The organism is Halalkalibacter urbisdiaboli (assembly GCF_002156385.1).
Taxonomy (GTDB): Bacteria; Bacillota; Bacilli; order Bacillales; family Bacillaceae_D; genus Halalkalibacter_A; species Halalkalibacter_A urbisdiaboli.
The window spans coordinates 865,109-885,686 of record NZ_MVJM01000001.1; the positions used below are offsets into that span (position 1 = coordinate 865,109).

Consider the following 20,578-nt stretch of genomic DNA (forward strand, 5'->3'; position numbering starts at 1 on the left):
TATTAAAAAAGTGACAAAGGAGTTTTGTTATGGAGCATCCTAAGCTTGAACAAGTCAAAACCCTTAATAAAATATATGAAACATTATTAAATAAAATTGATGACGTTGGAGTTCATGTCATTAATGATGTTGGCAAAACCATTATTTATAATGAAAAGATGATGGAAATAGAATCACTTTCAAGAGAAGATGTTATTAATAAGGACTTCTTAGATGTATTTATGTTTGAGGACGGTCAAGGCAGCACATTACTTGAAGCGTTACATGAAGAGAAAGAGTTTCGAAACCAGAAACAAACGTATTTTAATAACAAAGGGAAAGAAATTAAAACAATTAATCACACTTTTCCAATTTATGATAACGGTAGAGTTATTGGTGCGATTGAAATAGCAAAAGATGTGACCAAACTAGAGCAGCTAATTAGACATAATATGCAAAGACGCGGTAATACACGTTTTACCTTTGACAGTATTATTGGTAACAGTCCAGCCATTCAAGAAGTCATTGAAAATACGAAACGAGCAACACGAACGCCATCTTCGGTTCTAATTGTAGGCGAGACTGGAACAGGAAAGGAACTCTTCGCACAGAGTATCCACAATGGAAGTGAGCGCTCCTCAGCCCCGTTTATTTCACAAAACTGTGCTGCAATACCCGACACATTAATCGAAGGACTTTTATTCGGAACGAAAAAAGGTGCATTTACAGGAGCAACTGAACGTCCTGGATTATTTGAAGAAGCAGAAGGTGGAACGTTACTACTTGATGAGATTAACTCACTTAGTCCTATGCTCCAGGCTAAGCTTTTACGCGCTATCCAAGAAAAATCAATCCGCCGAATTGGTGACACTGTCGAAAGAAAGATCAACGTTCGTATTCTCTCAACAATGAACGAAGATCCAATAGAAGCTATCGCGAATAATCGACTTCGTAAAGATTTATATTATCGTCTGAGTGTTGTATCCTTATTTATTCCAGCTCTACGCGAAAGAAAGGATGATATTTTTCTACTCGCTGACCACTTTATAAGTAAATACAACCACCTCTTTCATATGGAGGTTAAAGGACTAAGCGCAGAGGTGATCCATCTTTTCCAAAGCTACGATTGGCCTGGCAACGTTCGGGAACTTGAACATGTTATCGAGGGAGCCATGAATTTAATCGTAGATGAAGAAATAATAGAGCCTATTCATTTACCTTATCATTTTCGGAACAAATCACAGTCCCCTCACCTGAATCCTGTCGTTAGCGTGCATGGGAGCTCGACCGAGGATAAAGCTCAAACGCTACGTAATTTAAAAGATTATTTACATGAAGCTGAGGAGTTTTATATTAAGAAAGCATTACACCGTCATGATTATCATATTACGAATACAGCAAAAGAGCTTGGGCTTAGTAGACAAACACTACAATATCGTATGAAACGATTAAATATCGGCACAAAATAATTAAGCTAAAAAACCCGTACTCAGAAGAGACGTTTCTTCTAAGTACGGGTTTTGCCATTTAAAATATGATATGGGCAACCGCTACGATAATTGGTAATGTTATTAATGTGCGAATGATAAAAATCAATACTAAATCCAAAAATTTCACTGGTAGCTTTGATGCTAATAATAAGCCACCGACTTCAGACATGTAAATCAACTGAGTCACAGACACACAAGCAATAACAAAACGGGTAAAATCACTTTCAATTCCACTTCCAATCACAGCTGGTAAAAACATATCCGCAAAGCCAATAACCATTGTCTGTGCTGCTTCGGCAGCTTCTGGCACTTGTAACATGTTTAAAATTGGCACAAACGGCATACCTAAATATTCAAAAACCGGTGTGTTTTCCGCAATGATTAAAGCGAATGTCCCTAATGCCATCACGACAGGAATGACTCCTAACCACATATCTAGAACGTTTTTTACGCCCCCTTTTGCCGTCTCTCCAAAACCCTGATTCATTTTCGCACGTTGGACAGCCTTCATAACCCCAAATTGGAATCTGCTCAAACCTCTGAAATCGCTTTCATTTATACGAGCTTTATTTTCTACCATGTACGTATCCGCCTTACGTGATAGTGGCGGAATCCGTGGACATATAACAGCAGCAACAAATCCTGCTAACACAATTGTAAAGTAATATTGAAGAAATAAGTGTTCAAGCTCTAGATATGCAAGAATAACAATACTAAAAGTAATCGAAACAACAGAAAATGTCGTCCCAATGACAGCAGCCTCTCGTTTCGTATAAAAGCCTTGCTCGTACTGGTTGTTCGTTAATAAAACACCTATCGTCCCGTCCCCCATCCAAGAAGCTAAGCAATCTATCGAAGAACGACCTGGTAATGTAAATAAAGGCCTCATCACTTTATTTAACAAAATACCACAAAGTTCAAGTAAACCGAAATTCAATAACAAAGGTAGAAATAATCCTGCAAATAAAAATACCGTAAATAACAATGGGATTAACTCATATAATAGCAAACCACCAGTATATTCACTCCAAATCCATTCAGGACCAACTTCCCATAGCGTCATCACTGCAAATATTGCACCAAAAATCCTCACGACTACCCAAACAGGATGAGTGACAAATAACCGATGTAAAAATGGTCTGCTTACAATCCAGTTTGGTTTAACAGCCAAAGCCAAAATTGATAATACTGCGACAACCATTAATAGAATCGTCATCGTCGCAGGTAAGCCTTGATAGAACAAGCCTTCTACCTGTTTTGCCATTAATGCAACAGGGATTGAAATACCATCACTCGTTTGAATCGGAACCATAAATAATAAAATACCGAGTAAAGATGGCAGAATAAACATTGAATAATCTTTCGCTGTAAAATGTTGTTTATTTTCCGGTTGTTCCTTTTTCATTCCTTCAGCTGTCATATCATGACCTCCTCTTTTTAAAACCTCAGTCATTATAAACTAGAGCAACTTTTTCCCAACAAGTGATGTAATTAAAGCTACTGCCACATCAGCGGTTTGATTTTTATGGTCTAAGATTGGATTAACTTCGACAAACTCTGCTGAGGTAATTAATTGAGATTCAGCAAGCATCTCAAGAGCAAGATGACTTTCTCGATACGTAATCCCTCCCAAAACTGGTGTACCTACGCCAGGAGCATCCAGTGGATCGATTCCATCTAAATCTAAACTTAAATGTACTCCGTCCGTCCGTTCCGAAAAATAATCTATCGTTTCCTGCATAACTGTGGTCATCCCTAAACGGTCAATTTCATGCATCGTGTAGACCTTAATTCCTTGCTCCTTGATTAATTCTCTCTCACCGGCATCAATCGATCTAGCCCCAATGATAATAATATTTTCGGGCTTAATTTTCGGAGCGTACCCAGCAATATTGGTTAGCATTGGGTGTCCAATCCCTAAATTGACCGCTAACGGCATACCATGAATATTGCCCGATGGTGATGTTTTTTCTGTATTTAAATCTACATGGGCATCATACCAAATAACACCTAAATTTTGATGCCTTTTACTCATTCCCGCAATCGATCCAATACTTATACTATGGTCTCCTCCTAAAATAAGAGGAAAACTGTCCTCCTCCTGAATTTCCTCGACTACCTTTTGTAACTCTTCACTGGCATGAATAACTTCATGTAAGTTTTCTAGATTTTCTATTTTTGTATTGCGATTAATGGAACGATTAATTGAGATATCGCCGTAATCACGTACAGAAAATCCTAGCTCCTCTAATTCTTCAATGAGACCAGCATACCTCATTGCACTAGGTCCCATATCGACACCACGTCGTTTTTGACCTAAATCCATCGGTACACCTATAATTGATATGTTCTTATACTTCATCATGTTGAAAACCCCTCTCTGTTAAATAAGCTATCAACCTACTACATTGCAATTTCCATGCCAAAAATACTTGTATCCTATTATTATAAAATGCAAGCGTATCCTTAGTAATACCTTACTCTCTCAAAATAAACAATGCAAAAATTTTTTTCGAAAAGAAAATATTTTGCGTTTAAAGGCCAATTTTCTTTTCTGAAATATAAGAACCAATGTGTACAGACTCTGTTTCCCTTCCAATTGTAAGAGAATTGTTCAAAAATACAATCTTTTTTCTTATCTAAATCTTTCCACCTTACAAAACCCCTAATGTATGACTTATAAAATATATAACCATAATGGATACTAACGAATAATAAGGGAAGGTATAACATGCTACTTATTTTAGACTTAATGAAAATCGTTGTGAAAATTAAAAACATGACTCTCTTTTTTATTACCGCCATTTTTTTAATTCTTAGCTCTTTTATTATACATTGGCTTGAACCAGAGGTATTCGTCAATCCTTTTATCGGATTTTGGTATGTTATGACAACCGTTACGACTACTGGTTATGGCGACTTTGTTCCACAGACAACCATCGGAAAATTGTATGGACTCTTTCTCTACTTTATTGGGATTGGATTAATTGGTATCGTTATCGGCAAAGTTGTGGAGGGGTTTGGGGTTTATAGGAGGTTAAAGGAGGAAGGAAAATTGCGGTTTAAAGGAAAAGACCATTATGTCATTATCGGTTGGTCCAGTAAAGCAAAACATACATTACATGAGATAAAGGCTATTGATGATAAAGCAGCCATTGTCTTAATTGATCAGGCTCCCACATCACCAGATGACCAGGACCAGCTTCATTATATTAATGGTGATGTTACAGATAAAGAGACACTTGAAAAAGCTAACGTTCTTCAAGCAAAAGCTGTATTAATTTTCACGAAAGACCATGAACTCGACCCTATATCCGCCGATGGAAAATCACTACTACTTGTATCAGCAATTGAAAGCTATGCAACAGAAATGAAAAAGGACATTTATACAATAGTCGAAATATTAAAGGAAAAGCATATTACAAATTTTCAACATGCGAACGTCGATGAATTTGTACTAGCGGATGAAGCCTTATCAGACTTAATGGCTAAGTCGGCCGTCCACCAAGGGTCAAGTAAGCTTATTATGAAGCTGTTAAGCCGAAAAAGCGGCGTCGACTTATGGAAAATTAAGAAAAACCAAATGTGGAAAACGTACAATGATGCCTTTGAAGACTTGAAAAATCTTGGTGCAACCCTGATTTCAGACCGAAACGATTTTACTATTCTCTCAAAGCTACAAGAACCAATCCCTGATCAAGCAGAGCTATTTATTATTTGTGATAAACAGACCTATAAGAAGGTAATACAATAAAAGAAAAGCCCTCCTTTTATTTTAGGGGGCTTTTCTTTTACTACAAGTTTATAAAATTAGCCATTGATTGAACAGAAAGTTTCGGTTGACGGGTAGCAGTAAATGGTTTTACACCGTGAGAATCTCTTGCTAAGAAATGTACTTTTTTCGGAATACCTGGAATGATATCGAAGTAGTTATCAGTAAAAATCCCTTCAATATCGGTATCAAGCCACACATTTTTAGCCAAAACATCCGTTTCAAATACGAATTCCGTGTATTCACCTTGTTGTATTTCCTGTACTGAAATCGTTGGCACTGAAAGCAAAATGTCCTTTAGCGAACTAAAATAGTGCTCCTTGCTATCAATTACTTCACCTTGTTCCGTTAAAGTTACATAAAGGACAATGTTATTTGGCGTTTGCTCTCGAAGTAGCTCCTTTGTAGAAAATGATGCAACAAGCTGACTTGAGTTCGCCTTAACATCTATTTGCTGTTCTTTAGAGAAATGCTGTTCGCCATTGAAATCAAGTACTTGGACATGTAGCGTTCCTTGAATTGGTTCAAGTACATCCGTTATTGCGTAAATTTCTGTTGAATCAGAAGTAGCTGTAATCGATAATGACTTATCTTTGTAAGATTTCTTCGTGTAATATTGAAGTGCCTTCCATCTTCCATAATAGTCCATGCTTGACCAAGATGCTACTGGCCAGCAATCGTTCATTTGCCAATATAGCGTTCCCATACAATAAGGTTTATTTCTTCGATGTGCCTCAATCGCAACCTTAATTCCTTCAGCCTGAAGAATTTGACTCATATATAAAAATGCCGGGAAGTCTTTAGGTTCCTTTAAATACATATCCATATAGTCTTTAATTAATTGATTTCCACGACCATTTTTTTGATGCCATAGCATCACTTCAGATTCTAGTTCCATTTCCTTCTTATCCGCAAACAATCGAACCGTTTTTTCTTCAGGGAATGATTGAAAGCCATATTCACTCATAAATCTTCCTACATGATTCGTATATTCCTCAAACGGCTTTAATCCATGCCAAACATCCCAGTAGTGGATATCGCCAGTTGCCGAGTTTGAGTTTGAATGCTGACTCTTATCCCCTGTTATTTCAGCCATCGGTGAGGAAGGCCAGTATTCTGCACCTGGTGCATGTTTCGTAACCTCGTTAGGAAGAATATCATGAAAGATCTTTTCATAATCACTCCACATTTTCTCACGTATTTCTGGCGTATACTGTTGCTTCCAGCCCCAGCCTGCGTCTTCATCATAATGAGCCCATGCTGCATCAATTTCATTATTTCCACACCATAAAACGATACTTGGATGATTTCTAAGACGCTTAATATTCTGTTCAGCTTCATATTTTACATTTTCTAAAAAAGCTTCATCCCCAGGATACATACTGCATGCAAACATAAAGTCCTGCCAAACAAGAATCCCATATTCATCACATAGCTCATAAAATTCATCGTACTCGTATATTCCCCCACCCCAAACTCGAAGCATGTTCATGTTTGATTCAACAGCACTTGCAATTTCATGCCTGTAACGCTCATATGACACTTCTGTTTGAAAGCTATCGTTCGGAATATGGTTTGCCCCTTTAATAAACACTGGAACACCATTTAATTCAAAGTAAAAGGTCTTACCTTGTTCGTCTTTTTCCTTTACTACCCTTACCGTTCTAAGACCTGTTCGTACTTTTTTTTCACTGTGTACTCGACTATTTTTGATAAGTTCAGCTTTACAAGTATACGTATGCTGCTCACCTAACCCTCTACACCACCAAAGTTTAGGGTTTAGGATTTTCACATCAACCTCAATCTGATTAATCCCTTTTTGAAGTTCGACCTCTCTCACGATCTCCTGCTCGCCAATAGTTAATTTAATCGTTTCCTGACCTATATCTGCAGCCTTTATTTCTACGACTGCCGTTACTTCGGCATATTCAGAGGAAAGCTGATTTTGCTTAATAAAAAGAGATTCTATATGATAGTCGGACCATCCCTCTAGTTTCACCTTTTTCCAAATTCCACTTGTTACAAAACGCGGTCCCCAATCCCAACCATAATGATAAGGGGCTTTACGCGCGAAAATACTAACCTTCTTATCACCAAGACCACCATCTTCTGAATGATCATTTGTAGCTGGGAGAGGATATCCTAATTTCTCAAGCTTTGGTAAATCCTCATTAATCGGTGATCGAAACACAACCTTTAAATGATTGTTTTCTAGCTTAAGTAAGTCACGAACATCTCGTTTCCACGTTCTAAACATGTTGTCTGCTGAAAGAATCAATTTATTATTTAAATAGACATCAGCATACGTATCCAGACCTTCAAATATTAAATCTGCATGAGAAAAGAGGAGAAATTCTTCCGTTACATTAAATGTCGTTTCATACTCCCAATCCTTCTTATCTATCCATTGTAGCTCACGCTCATTCGTCCCCTCAAAAGGAGCTACTATTTTTCCATTCGATAGTAAATCCGTATGAACACAGCCAGGAACTTTAGCTGTCATCCATTCCTTATCTTCTTTAGCTTTAAACTTCCAATCTTCCAAATACAAAAAGTTCTGTTCCATATTTACTCTCCTTCTCCCGCTTTAGAATAAGATGCTTCACTTTAGTTATTTTTGTTATTTTATTGTTATTAAAATAATATAACAAAATCATGTTTTTGTAAATTGTTTTTACTTAATTAAACAGAGTTTATTAGTTAAAAACATACTTTAAAAACTTTAATACCTGAGCTAACAAGACGTTAGAAAGGGGATGTCCAAAAGGTTCATTTTTAACCTTTTGGGACATCCCCCTTATTTCTTATAATTATTGAACAACGCGAGCTCTACCCTCAGCCCATTTTTTATTTAAATCTTCCATAATTTCATCGTATGTCATTGATACATTTCCAATTCCAGCTAGACCCTACTCGATTCCCGCTTTCTTGTAAAGTTAACCCTTCATCTGTTGCATGCTGTTGACCGAATAACACCTGTTGACCACTGACATCCTGTAAAAACGCAAATAGTTCTTTCGTATACTTTGAAGCATTCGGATCGGCCATCTTAAGCTCGACTTCAGCAGCAGAAGTACTTATAGGATCAGTAAAAGATACAGCTGGAAATACTAGTAATATTGCTAAAAAACATATAAAACACTTCTTTAACCTGTTCATTATGAACCCTCCTTTTCTTTGAAAACGCATCCATAAAATAACTGGTTTCACTCCAATCTGATTAAATTTTCCCTTTGGAAGCGCTTTGATAAATTCAGTATACCTGATTTAGGTAAAAATTAAATATAGATTAGTTTATGTAATATTTATTTTAAAGTTTACGATTACTTAATAAATTGTGTAATCTGTTTAAATCTAGTGAGCCATTTATCTTCACATAAAAAAACCACCTGAATACCGTTCAGATGGCTGAAATAATTTTTTTTTATTTTTCGTTGTTTACTTGAATTTGTTTAACTGAACCACGATGAATAATCTCACCTTTAATTAATACTCGTCCATAATGTTTTTTACTATTTTTTATTTTTTCAATAATAAACTTTACAGCTACTTTTGACATTTCTTCAATATCCACTTGTACTGTTGTCATTGGAGGGTTAGAAAGTGTTGAATAAATATCATTATCAAATCCTACAACCGAACAATCGTCTGGTACAGAGTAACCCATGCTTTGTAGCTTTCGTATTAATTCGTAGCCAATTTGGTCGTTATTGCAAACAAAGGCTGTCGGTAGCCGTTCTGGAATCTCTAGTTCAATGAATTTCCCACGTTCATCCCGGTCACTAATAATGTATTCTTGATCTAAAGATATTCTGTGCTCTAATAACGATTTATAAAAACCTAAGAAGCGATCCTGTATACTGCTTGTTGAATAAATATTCCCAACAAAGGCAATATCTCGATGTCCACAGTTTATTAAGTAATTGGTTAACTCATAAACTCCATAAAAGTTATCCGTTACAATTGAGTCAATATCGGTCGAATCCGTGTAAAAATCTAAGAAAACTTTAGGAATTTCATTTTCTGTTAACAAATTGATATATTCATTACTAACCTGTCCTAAAATAATAAAGCCATCTACCTTATTCTCATAATACGTTCTTGGCAGATTAAGTTGCTTCTCATCCGTCTCAGATAAGATTTGAAGGATCCCATAATAGTGATACTGCTCTAACATCTTCGAGATATGCTGATGAAACTTCAGATAAAAGGATTGTGCATCCCCTGTAAAGCGCTCAGGAATAATTATACCAATATTATAAGAAATGCCTTCCTTCATTGATTTAGCTGCCGTGTTGAAGCGATACCCCATTTCTTTGGCAACTTCTTTAATTTTTTCTTTTAATTCGATGCTCACGCCTTCTTTATCATTCAAAGCTTTAGAAACTGTTACACTACTAACCCCAAGTTTATCTGCTATATCTCGCATCGTTACATTTTTCAAGTAACCCACCCACTCGCTTTTCATTATTCAAGCTGTTCTTCTATAATTAAATTTAACTATCATTATGACCAATTATATCCACAAATAATCTTAAACAGCCCTATTTGACTAAATCATTGTGAAATATTTTTCATTATTACGTTAATATTAGAATTTGCTAAAACGATTGTCAATAAACAATGGCAATTAAACCACTTCTATTGCTATAACGAGCCTAAATTATTTAGGTCATAGAAAAAACGGTAGCTATTCTAACATTTCGCTACCGTGTCATGCTGTTAATAACGAATACCTACAAAATCTTCTTAAGCCCTTCCCATTTCACATTCCAACTACCATCCGTTGGAAAAAGTGAGTAATCGGTCTCCTTCCCTTGCCAGCCACAAGCCATCATCGCTACTGCCGTTAGCAGCCCACCATTACCAGGTAGATAACTAGTTAACCCTTGACGTTGATAGTTATGACCATTTTGTAAATAAGTATTTTTCGTTGCATCCATTAAGAGAAATTCTACAGCTAACTCTGGTTCATTTAACCTAGCTGCTGTCATTGCACACATTGGAAAATCCCATCCCCAGGCACTTTCCCAATCCCATTCCGCTTTTACTTTTCGTAATGTTTGCCTCATAATGGTTTCATCTATCAATGTCCCCGGCAATAACCCTAAAGCCCCCACCATAGAAGGATGATCATGATTATACAGTGTAAAGGTATCTAAGCAATTCTCATGGGCCAAATACACACCTTGCTCATGCCGAGGCTTCGCTATCCCTTGAGCTACCTCTAGCCACTTCTGTGGAATTGGTTCATTTAGACGTTTTGCCCATTCACTCGCAATTTCAAGACCATATTTCCAATATTCCAGCTCATAAGGCGGATTTAAACTTTCCTCTGGCTTGTGACATTCCTGTGCCGGAATTAAAGGAGGTCCTAACATATATTCTTTTCTTTCTTGATTCCAAACCGCGTAAGAAGCCATAAACGTTGCAGACTGAAACACCATTTCTTTAAATTTCATCAAGAACTCCTCATTTGGCTCAGAAGTGTAGCAAAGTTCGGCTAACATAATCGGATGTGGTTGCTGCCAAATTAATACAGGAGCAATAGTAGAAGGACTTTGTTCCCCATCGTGTCCGACCATTTTCGGCCAACGTGCCCCTTCATATCCTTGAGAAGCTGCTAAATCCTTTGCCTTAGGTAAGATTGAATTGTACCAGTCCAGACTCTTTTGCAAAAGCTTAGTCCTATTCCAAATCGGAAAATGTGCAGCATGCCACCAATGCATTTCCAAATGAAATTTTCCGAACCAGCTATTATACATTAAGCCAGTTTCTTGTGGCGGAACAGAGCCACTGCAATGAATAGCTGTTAAAAATTGTGATAAAACGACTCTCCGTTCTAGTTCATGTGCTCTCACATCTCTACTTTCCGAAAAATCAATTGCAGCACCATCTATCCAAAACGTATTCCAAAACGTACAACTATCTTGCAGGATGTCTTCATACTTACTAGGAATTGGTTCATCTGCTGCAAATGAAATAGAAAAAGTTAAATGCTCGCCACTGCTCGGTATGAGTGTATACTCATGTGTTGCGGTTTCCACGATATCGCCATTATCCCAAGTTAATGCTACATTATACTGATCCTCATCAAGGGTTCGGCGTAATGTTATTGAATTACTCGATTTCCTAACAGTTGACGTCTTATGACGAAATGGAAATTGCCAATTCAGGTCTGTTGCCTCATCCCACTCGTCTGAAACGATGTCAGGGTTCGGAAATGATAATTGAACGTGTAAACGTCCTTGTTCTATTAAAGGGGAAACGACTTTCACTCCAATCTCATCTTTGTTCGAATGACAAGCTGTGATTACAAACACAGGCTTACCTTCTAATGAAAAATGACTAGATACATAGCCCTCCCATAAATTAAGCGTTTGTTTAATATCTTGAATATCTACTATTTCAGCATTTTGTCCATTTTCTTTACGTAATCGAAAGGAGAGTTGACCTAGTTGTAATCGGTGTGGATTCTGTCTAAGCCAATGATAAGCCTCTGATTTTTCTTTAGGATGAAGTGGATAGTCGATTGCCCTTCCATAGGTGTCAAGCGATTGTAATGTTATATCATTAAAATCAAATAAATTTCGCTTTTTCGTAGAATGCCAGCCCCAATTAGATTGTGTTCCTAAAGGTACATCATAGGCTTTAGGAAATGTCTGTAATCCAGTAACATCTACAGTAAAAGCAAACTCTCCATTCCCAACACTTAGTGGCGAAAGTGGATCAACCTCCGTTAGTCTAGGAAAATGTCGATGAACAAGCTTCCGTCTATCAATACTCATTGCTTCACTCCTCACATATTGATACAGTTACTCTGTAATCAATTTTCCGTTCATTTCAGACAGTGTTATAAAAATCGGCCGCTCTAACGGTGTTTTGTTTGGGGTATGCAACGTTAAAATTAATTGATTAGCGAACGTTCTAAATATCATCCCGTGTCCACCATCATTTAAGTAGAGCGGATGCTCTTCATGTACCCACGGTCCTGTGACATTTCCAGAGACCGACCTTGAAATCCCTTGGGCATATACATTGTTTACGAAGCTAGCCCAAAGCATAACGAGTTCATCATTCATCGTTTTAAACATGAACGTTCCATCCGTAACATAGTTCTCTGAATCTGGAAATCTCTTATGTTTGAACGAAGTCGGCCATGGTGCATCAGATGCTCGAAATAACACGACCGGTTCACCAGTTGCTTTCTTTAAATCCGTTGATAATCTTTGGGCACAAACCTCTCCATCGCTAACTTGAACCCATTCATGACAAAAGACGATCCAAGGGTCCCCTTCCTCATCAACATATAATGTCCCATCAAGAGAGAACCACTCTCTTGGAGTCACAGGCTCTGGACTGTGAGGAACGAAGGGTCCTGTAACTTTATCTGAAACTAATATTCCTGTCCCTCGTTTTTGATTATCTTTCCGCAAAAATGTAGCAAACATATAATATTTCCCTTGATAGTAATGGACTTCGGGCGCCCAAAAATTTTCGTCTGAGTAAAAGCTTTCTTCTGGACGAAACACGGGAAAGGGTCCATCCCACGTTTCTAAATCTGTCCCCACGTACATATCAAAGCCGGTACCTGGTCCCCAAATATTTTTATCGGTACTACCAAACAGATAGTATCTTCCTTCTGCTTCATCAACATAGACAAAGGGATCTCTTATTTGGATTTGGTCGTTCGTTACCATTCTCCGCATCCTTTCATAAGTTAATCTTTTAATAAAATTCTGAAGGACTCATACCTGTTACTGATTTGAAAACTTGACTGAAATAAGTTGAGTTTTGATATCCAACCATCTCACTCACTTCGTAAACCATATATTTCTTTTCCCTTAAACGCTCCTTTGCTTTCTCTATTCGAAAGCGATTCAAATACGTTACAAAGGTTTCACCAGTCACCTTCTTAAATAATTGTGATAAATAGTTACGATTGACATATAACGTATCTGCTATTTCAGCTAACGTAATTTCTTGATCATAGTTTTCTTTTACGTAATCTTTCACAGCTACTATCAACTTGTGACTCTTTTTCCCATTTAACTCTTCTTTCGTTTGACCGACCCAAGTATCTATTCGCTCCCCCATCCAAGACGTTAATTCCCTTATCGTTCGCTGTGAATAAACCTTCGTTAATAGCTGTGACATATCTAGTGTTTCATTCATTAGTTGCTCTTTCGAGTGAGAGTTCATCAAAATAGCATTTAGTGTACTTATACAAATGGTTTGAACGATATAGAGAGACATGTTTTTCTCTGTCTCAATAGTTTTAACAAAACATCCCCAAATGTTTACTAATCCTTCATAATCCTTTAGTAGAATAGCTTCATGAATGTCTTTTAACAGTTCAAAAGGATAATAAGAACATTCAACTTCACTTTGCTCTTGAACCTCCTCGAATGTATAAACACGATTAAATTCTTGATATTCCGCAGCTTCTAAAGCACGTTGACTCTCAAGATATGAATCGATAATTTCATGAACACCCGTTTTCATTCTTCCTATACCTACAACGATTGAAAGTTTTAAGAAAAAAAGAATCGTCCTCATTAACTCACTTGATAGTTCATAGCTTACGTCGCGTAAATGGCTCGTGTTTTCATTTTCAAAAAAAACGAGTACAAATGTTGAATCCGAGTAATCGACAACGTGAATATCAACCTCGGAAAACCTCTCATGAGTTTCGATCATTTCTAAAATAATATTTCCGGCACTAAATTTCATAAGCTGCCAGTCTCGTTCATGGGCCTTCGTTAAATATGGAGGTCGGATCACAGTAAGTGTACTTACAATAACATTTTGCTCTTTAGACAAATTAAGTAATGCTAACTTTTCACTAGGAATGTCAGAGGCTTTATACCTTGTATTAAGCAGTTCTCTTACTAGTGCATCCTTCGTATAACGTAAGTACTCATTTCTTTGAGTTTCATAGTTCTTTATTAATGTTTTTTGCTTTTCCTGTATATCAATTTCTTGACTAATATCGAGTAAGACGGTCTCAATTTCCTGGATAGGGGATGGCTTTAAAAAGAAATGCTTCACTCCATATCGAATCGCTTCTCTTGCATTCTCAAAGTGGTCATAGCCACTATGGATAACAATATGGATATCTGGAAATTCTTCATATAGTCGTTTAATTAATTCCAAACCAGTCATTTTCGGCATATAAATGTCTGTAATCAAAATATCTGGAGGACTTAACCTAATCTTCTTTAACGCTTCAAGCCCATCACATGCCGTATCCTTAACGGTTAGATTTAATTTCCTCCATGGTACATGGTTGATAAGACCATTCCTTATTTCTTGGTCGTCATCAATGATTAATACTGACTTCATGATTGACCTTCCCCCTTCGTACCATCAAACCACTTATGCTGTTTTTTAATCCAAACGTCTAGCTCTGCTTGCTCTTTAATAATTGGAAGAACAATGCGGACAGCAGTCCCTCCGTCTTGATGATTAAATAATTTAATTCCGTACGGATGTCCACAATACATCCAAATTCTTTCTTGAACATTTTTTATACCAATCCCTTTAGAATCGTGCAAATTCCAATTTTCAGGTAATCCACATCCGAAATCAGTCACTGTAATTTCAAGACAGTCATTATTCGTTTCTTTTACGATTTTCGCAAAAATGATAATGCGGACAACCTTTTTAGACAGGTCAATATAGCCATGCTTCATACTATTTTCGATAAATGGCTGTAAAATGATTTTTGGAACATATAAATCCTTGAGCGAAGCTGGTATTTTCACTTCATAGATAAACTCTTCCTTTAATCTCGCACGCTGAATATCAACATAGCTTTTCGCATGCTCTAATTCGTCTCTTAGTAGAATAAATTGCCTGCCCCCACTTAAACTAATTCTTAACATCCTACTTAACTGATTGACCATATGACTAATATCATCAGCACGGTGGTCCATTGCCTTCCACCGGATCATATCTAACGTATTGTATAGAAAGTGAGGCATTATTTGACTTTGCAAAGCGCGTATTTCAGCCTCTCTTCTGAAACCGTTTTCTTTTTTTAGATTGTTTAATGTTTCATTTAACTGATTTGTCATATGATTAAAATTATTAGCCAATGTATCATATTCTTCAATGTAATAAGGACCGACCTTTTTATCAAAGCGCCCTTTTTCTACATATTTCATTCCTGTGATCAGCTTTGAAATCGGTCCAGTAAATCGCTTCCCTACCCAATAAACGATAGGAACGGATAAAACTAATCCTAAAAGACCCATTAATAATATAGTAAAGCCGATTTTTCTAGTTTCTTGATATAAAGGGTCAACTGGTATTAATTGCACTAAGCTCCATTGCTCATAATTCGGTTCCGAAATTAATAGGAGAAAGAACTCATTCTCATGTTTAATTAATTCATGGTGATTAGAATACTGATTATAAGTTTCCGTTAGCATCATATACGGTTCTGAAGGTGCTGAGATCGTGATCTCATCTAATACTTGAAAACTTTCCGGAGAGTGGGTTTGAGCAATAATCTTTCTCCCTGTATTTAAAAGGATTAATGGTTCATCCGATTCTTTTAATAACTCTTTATTAGACATATAGTCAAAGAAAGTCTCTGCCAAAACATTTACTTTTATATAGCCAACAGTCTGGCCACGTTGATTTAGGATTCGATGAACATAACTAATGAACTCCTGATTAGAAAATGCGGATTGATGTTTAGGAACCCACCCATCATCCATCTTATTAAATAATTGTTTAAACCATCTTTCATTCTCAATGTTCTCTTTGGACTGAACGATTTTTCCAGGAATTTTAGGATAGTTCTCATAACGATCCGTATAAATATCAATGGAATGAATATATGTCTTTAAGCTTGTCACACCATTTACTAGCTGTGTTAATTCGCGCTGTTCAGCAATGGCTTCATAAGAGCTAGCAGGTTCATCCGAAAACATTTGAATGACGTTTCGATTTATCGCAATATACATCCCTGCCTCGCTTACACTTGTAATAAAGCCCGACAGCTTCTTTGCACTTTCATTTAACAGCGTTAGCCTCGCTTCACTGATTTCCTCCGACGTAAAATTAAAGAAATACTTATACGATACAAAGCTGAGGCCAGATAAGAAAAGTCCGTTGACCATAACAAAGCTGATAACCATAATTGTGGTTAATTTTCTAAACATAGTAGATGGCCTTTCTATCAATATAGTTGTAGAAACGTTGCTAGCATTTTACCCTTTTAACCCTGTAGTAGCAATCCCTTCAACAATATACTTTTGGAAAATAAAGAAAACAGTTGTTATAGGCAATAACGATAGGACAGACATCGCAAATACAGAGCCCCACGAGGAATCACCTTGCGAATCTAAAAATAAACGAAGTCCTAAAGGTACTGTAAATTTATCAACAGTATTTAAATAAAGAATTTGACTAAAAAAATCATCCCAAGTCCAAATAAAAGTAAAGATTGCGGTTGTTATCAAAACAGGTACGGCTAAAGGCATAATAATCCGAGCATAAATTTGGATGATACCACAGCCATCCATTGTCGCGCTTTCATCTAATTCTCTTGGAATCCCACGGAAAAATTGAATCATTAAGAAAATGAAAAAGGCATCCGTTGCTAACAGCTTTGGGACAGTTAATGGAAGAATGGTGTTTATCCAATTTAACTGATGAAAGATTGTATACTGCGGAACTAATGTAACATGTGCCGGTAGCATAATCGTCATAAGCATACAGGCAAACCATAGTTTTTTTAGTGGGAATTTTAATCTAGCAAAAGCATAGGCTGCCATTGAACATGTAATCAAATTTGCTATCACACTAATGGAGCTAATCATAAACGAATTTTTAAAAAAGGAACCAAATGTAATATCGCGTACAACGTTCCAACCCTTAGTATAGTTCTCAAACGTCATCTCCTTTGGCCACAAGCCTGGAGATGAGAATATAAGATACTCTGGCTTTAAAGAACTTGAAATCATCCACAGCACTGGGTACAGCATGAGTATACCGCCGGAAATTATAAGTAAATGACTACTCACTTTTTTAAAGGTAGATTGCCGATTCATTATAATTTCCCCCCGTCTTCATAGTAAACCCAGTACTTTGATGTCACGAATAGAATAGCTGTCATCGTCCCTAACACGATGACAAGAACCCATGCCATTGCAGAAGCATACCCCATTTCAAAATGAGAAAATCCTTTCTGATACAAATATAGGGTATAAAACAAGGTTGAATTTATCGGTCCGCCTGTCCCTTCACTAACAATATATGACGATGTAAACACTTGTATTGATTTAATTAATTCAATGACTAAGTTGAAGAAAATAACCGGAGATAATAAAGGCAGTGTAATTTTGAAAAACCTTCTCATATTACTAGCCCCATCAACAGAAGCAGCCTCATATAACTCTGTTGGAATTTGTTTCAACCCCGCTAAAAAAATAACCATCGAAGCACCAAACTGCCATGTTGCTAAAATGATTAACGTATTTAGTGCATAGTCAGGATGAGATACCCAGCCCTTCCCAGCAATGTCGAAAAACGCTAATACTTGATTAACCAATCCATCAAACCCGAATAGATTTTTCCAGAGTAAGGCAATAGCCACGCTTCCGCCTAATAAAGATGGTAAATAATAAACCGTTCTATATATTCCGATCCCTCTCATTCCACGATTTAAAAGCAGAGCTACCAATAATGCAGCCACTAATTGAGTGGGTACCGCAATAAAGACAAAGGTTAGTGTCACGTGAACCGCATCCCAAAAACGTTGGTCCGAAAACATTTGTTGATAATTTAATAGACCAATCCATTTAGGTGGATTCATTAAATCAAAACGTGTAAATGATAAATATAACGAACTAATCATTGGCCCTAATACTAATCCAAAAAAACCAAATAGCCATGGCAGAAGAAACATATAGGCAATCACAACGTTTTTCTTCATTCTTTTCTCTTTGCTTTGACTAGGCTTTATTTCAAGCACGGTATTGCTTTTCTCCGTATAGTTATCCACGTCCACCCCTCCTATTAAAGGTTAAAAAAGCCGGCATCATCATCTGATGATGATAAGAAAAGTGACTCACATTCACTTAAATAAGCAATCACGAGTCACTATTCTCATCCTTACTCGGAAAACTTTTCTATATTTTCTAGTAACTCTTTATAATAGGCTTCTGCTGCTTCATCAACAGTTGCTTGGTCGAAATAAATTCTCTCACTTGTTTCTTTAAATAGTTGCGTATTTTCATTGTATCCTGGTAGATTTGGAATATAAGGAGCATCCGATGTACTACTTACCCAATCAATGTAAGCAAAAATGGCCTGATCGATTTCATCTCCTGAATCAAGTAATGATGCTCTCACTTCCGAGTTCACTGGTGCACCTCTATCATTTCCTAAAATGGCCGTTGCTTCTAAATCATTAACAAAAAAGTCTAAAAACTTAGCTACTTCTTCCGGATGTTTCGTGTCTGCAGTTCCCGCTAAAAATTGACTCGGTCTTAAGCCAACACCATTTTTTCCAGTTTCACTATGATAAGGATTAATATATAAAACAAATTCGTCCTCACTTGCATTTGTGTAAGCTCCTAATTGATTGCTTGCAATGGCCTCCATTGCCACAGTTCGTTGGACAATAAGCGACTGTTCTGGTGTTTGCGATGCGGATACTTGAATCTCTGCAAGAGCTGCTCCACCACTTTCTCTTAACTCCTTCCACATTTGAAACCAATCCGCTGTATCTTGAGCTTCAAACCCTACTTCTCCATCAAGGTACGTATACTTATCCTGCTGTGCTAAAAATGTTCCAAAGCCATCCTCTTGGAAATCGCTCGTTCCATAAATACCATCTAAATTAGCAGAAAGCTGATTCGCTATTTCTTTAAAGTCCTCCCAAGTCCACTCTTCACTTGGTAAAGGGACATTGGCTTCTTCAAATAATGTTTTATTAAGAAGCACCCCTCTAGCGTTAGTCCCAAGTGTGACACCATAGAACTTGCCATCAAAGGTTGCAGCGTCAATCATACTTTGATCGTGTTTACTTAAATCTAGTGAATTCCCGACATACTCATCTAATGGTAAGACTACACCACGATTGACAAAATCATTTAAGTTTCCACCGTACTGAACAATATCAGGGGCATTCCCTGCTGCAATTTGAGTAGATAGTTTATCAAAATATCCATCAAACCCGGAATATTCCGCTACAATTTTGACATTTGGATTCCGTTCCTCATACAATTCAATGACTTTTAAGGTCCGATCATGGCGTTCCTGCCCACCCCACCAGGCCATGCGTAATTCGATGTTTTCTTCATTCTCACTTTGAGGTTCTTGACTGGTATCCGATTTTGCTCCTGTTTCCTCCGTTTTTGAACTACATCCAACAAACATAAACATAAGAATAAGAGTACAAAGGGCTAAAAATGATTTTTTCATGATACATCTCCTCTCTGTTAAGATAGTATTATCTTATTATGTAAGCCCTTACATCTTAATAAAGAAAAGTAAGGTTAACATTAAAAAAAATCACCTATTTATCGTAAGCCAATCTAGAATGGTTTAGCAATTACGTTTTGTAAAGTTTCCACCCCTGTATTCTAAAGAAAAACCTACATAATCTCTGCATGCTCATTTTGATATTGGCTTGGAATAAAGTTTAATCAAAAACTTACCAAGAACCTTGATAAACAATTAAAAGAAAAGAGCGTGTTTTGATAAAAGTTTGATCAAAATGTATCCCTTCTTCAAGAAAAGAACCCTTTACCTTAATAAAAAAGCTGAACAAATTTATATATTCAGCTTCAACTTGGTATTGTTTTTCGTCTATGTAGTTGTCTTTGGGTAAATAAAAATTGGCAACGGAATTGCAATCCATCCAATACTTTTTATCAATTCATTAAGTGCTTGTTTTTTATAAGGCTTTACTTTCGCATCCGCAAAGTCTTTATATATTTCTTCCCGATTAGAAGTCTTATTAGATGACCAAATAATAGAAAAACATATATCACTATTTTAGTTTTACATAGTGATATATGTTTTTGTTTTCCTTATTTACGTCATATCCATCCGCTTTAAGTGTTTCTTCAGTCCTCTTTTTTTGGTTAAGTTTTATTTCCCCTTTAATTTACCGGTGACATTCCATTTTCTTACCTAACCCAATCTAACCACATATTACAGTAATGGATTATCCCATCTCACCCCTTGCTTTCCCTCCCAAGAAAATCGTAGTCTGCCTTATCTTATGAGAAGGCGAATTCGGCCATGCATATTAGAAAGCTACTGGTAGTCTTTAGACATGTATTTTGTGAATTAATTAAATTTAAGCGTACAC

Annotated in this window: 14 protein-coding genes; 2 read left to right on the forward strand and 12 right to left on the reverse strand. The window is 36.7% G+C overall.

The features are described from left to right. Positions 1 to 29 precede the first annotated feature (29 nt). Positions 30 to 1,448 carry a sigma-54 interaction domain-containing protein gene (locus tag B1R93_RS04405; RefSeq protein ID WP_088102747.1) on the forward strand — a complete coding sequence of 473 codons (1,419 nt, stop codon included), beginning with the start codon at positions 30 to 32 and terminating at the stop codon, positions 1,446 to 1,448. A 58-nt stretch (positions 1,449 to 1,506) separates the two neighbouring features. Here B1R93_RS04405 and B1R93_RS04410 read toward each other — a convergent pair whose 3' ends face one another. Both B1R93_RS04410 and rocF read right to left on the reverse strand, forming a co-directional pair. After that, positions 1,507 to 2,889 (reverse strand): YjiH family protein, encoded by a 1,383-nt coding sequence (locus tag B1R93_RS04410; protein ID WP_088102748.1) that lies wholly within the window; start codon positions 2,887 to 2,889, stop codon positions 1,507 to 1,509. A gap of 39 nt (positions 2,890 to 2,928) precedes the next feature. Continuing rightward, entirely contained in the window at positions 2,929 to 3,831 is a 903-nt protein-coding gene (gene rocF, locus B1R93_RS04415) for an arginase (RefSeq protein WP_088103401.1), read from the reverse strand. A gap of 369 nt (positions 3,832 to 4,200) precedes the next feature. Between rocF and B1R93_RS04420 the strand changes: the two genes are divergently transcribed. Then, complete coding sequence (locus B1R93_RS04420) at positions 4,201 to 5,223, forward strand: ion channel (RefSeq protein WP_088102749.1); 1,023 nt, start codon at positions 4,201 to 4,203, stop codon at positions 5,221 to 5,223. A gap of 40 nt (positions 5,224 to 5,263) precedes the next feature. On the opposite strand, the gene B1R93_RS04425 is transcribed toward B1R93_RS04420, so the two are convergent. From B1R93_RS04425 to B1R93_RS04470, 10 genes are all read right to left on the reverse strand, one after another. Continuing rightward, positions 5,264 to 7,807 (reverse strand): beta-mannosidase, encoded by a 2,544-nt coding sequence (locus B1R93_RS04425; protein ID WP_088102750.1) that lies wholly within the window; start codon positions 7,805 to 7,807, stop codon positions 5,264 to 5,266. A gap of 302 nt (positions 7,808 to 8,109) precedes the next feature. After that, the gene (locus tag B1R93_RS04430; protein WP_088102751.1) at positions 8,110 to 8,400 is read right to left on the reverse strand and encodes a glycosyl hydrolase; all 291 of its coding nucleotides are present in this window, start codon (positions 8,398 to 8,400) and stop codon (positions 8,110 to 8,112) included. Between the two features lie 265 nt (positions 8,401 to 8,665). After that, positions 8,666 to 9,709, reverse strand: coding sequence for a substrate-binding domain-containing protein (locus B1R93_RS04435; protein ID WP_088102752.1), 1,044 nt, complete (start codon positions 9,707 to 9,709; stop codon positions 8,666 to 8,668). Between the two features lie 268 nt (positions 9,710 to 9,977). Further along, complete coding sequence (locus B1R93_RS04440) at positions 9,978 to 12,029, reverse strand: glycoside hydrolase family 65 (RefSeq protein WP_088102753.1); 2,052 nt, start codon at positions 12,027 to 12,029, stop codon at positions 9,978 to 9,980. 27 nt (positions 12,030 to 12,056) lie between these two features. Next, the gene (locus tag B1R93_RS04445) at positions 12,057 to 12,941 is read right to left on the reverse strand and encodes a glycoside hydrolase family 43 protein (protein ID WP_088102754.1); all 885 of its coding nucleotides are present in this window, start codon (positions 12,939 to 12,941) and stop codon (positions 12,057 to 12,059) included. Between the two features lie 28 nt (positions 12,942 to 12,969). Then, on the reverse strand, positions 12,970 to 14,586 hold the full coding sequence (locus B1R93_RS04450; RefSeq protein WP_088102755.1) for a response regulator: 1,617 nt from the start codon (positions 14,584 to 14,586) through the stop codon (positions 12,970 to 12,972). Then, positions 14,583 to 16,415, reverse strand: coding sequence for a cache domain-containing sensor histidine kinase (locus B1R93_RS04455; protein WP_088102756.1), 1,833 nt, complete (start codon positions 16,413 to 16,415; stop codon positions 14,583 to 14,585). The genes B1R93_RS04450 and B1R93_RS04455 overlap by 4 nt, the downstream gene beginning before the upstream one ends. A 48-nt stretch (positions 16,416 to 16,463) precedes the next feature. After that, positions 16,464 to 17,306: a carbohydrate ABC transporter permease gene (locus B1R93_RS04460; RefSeq protein WP_088102757.1), complete on the reverse strand. Its 843-nt coding sequence runs from the start codon at positions 17,304 to 17,306 to the stop codon at positions 16,464 to 16,466. Further along, positions 17,306 to 18,190, reverse strand: coding sequence for a carbohydrate ABC transporter permease (locus tag B1R93_RS04465; RefSeq protein WP_088103402.1), 885 nt, complete (start codon positions 18,188 to 18,190; stop codon positions 17,306 to 17,308). Before B1R93_RS04465 ends, B1R93_RS04460 begins: the two co-directional genes overlap by 1 nt. A 179-nt stretch (positions 18,191 to 18,369) precedes the next feature. Then, a complete protein-coding gene (locus tag B1R93_RS04470; protein WP_088102758.1) occupies positions 18,370 to 19,683 on the reverse strand; it encodes an ABC transporter substrate-binding protein in 1,314 nt (437 codons plus the stop codon). Between the last annotated feature and the right edge of the window lie 895 nt (positions 19,684 to 20,578).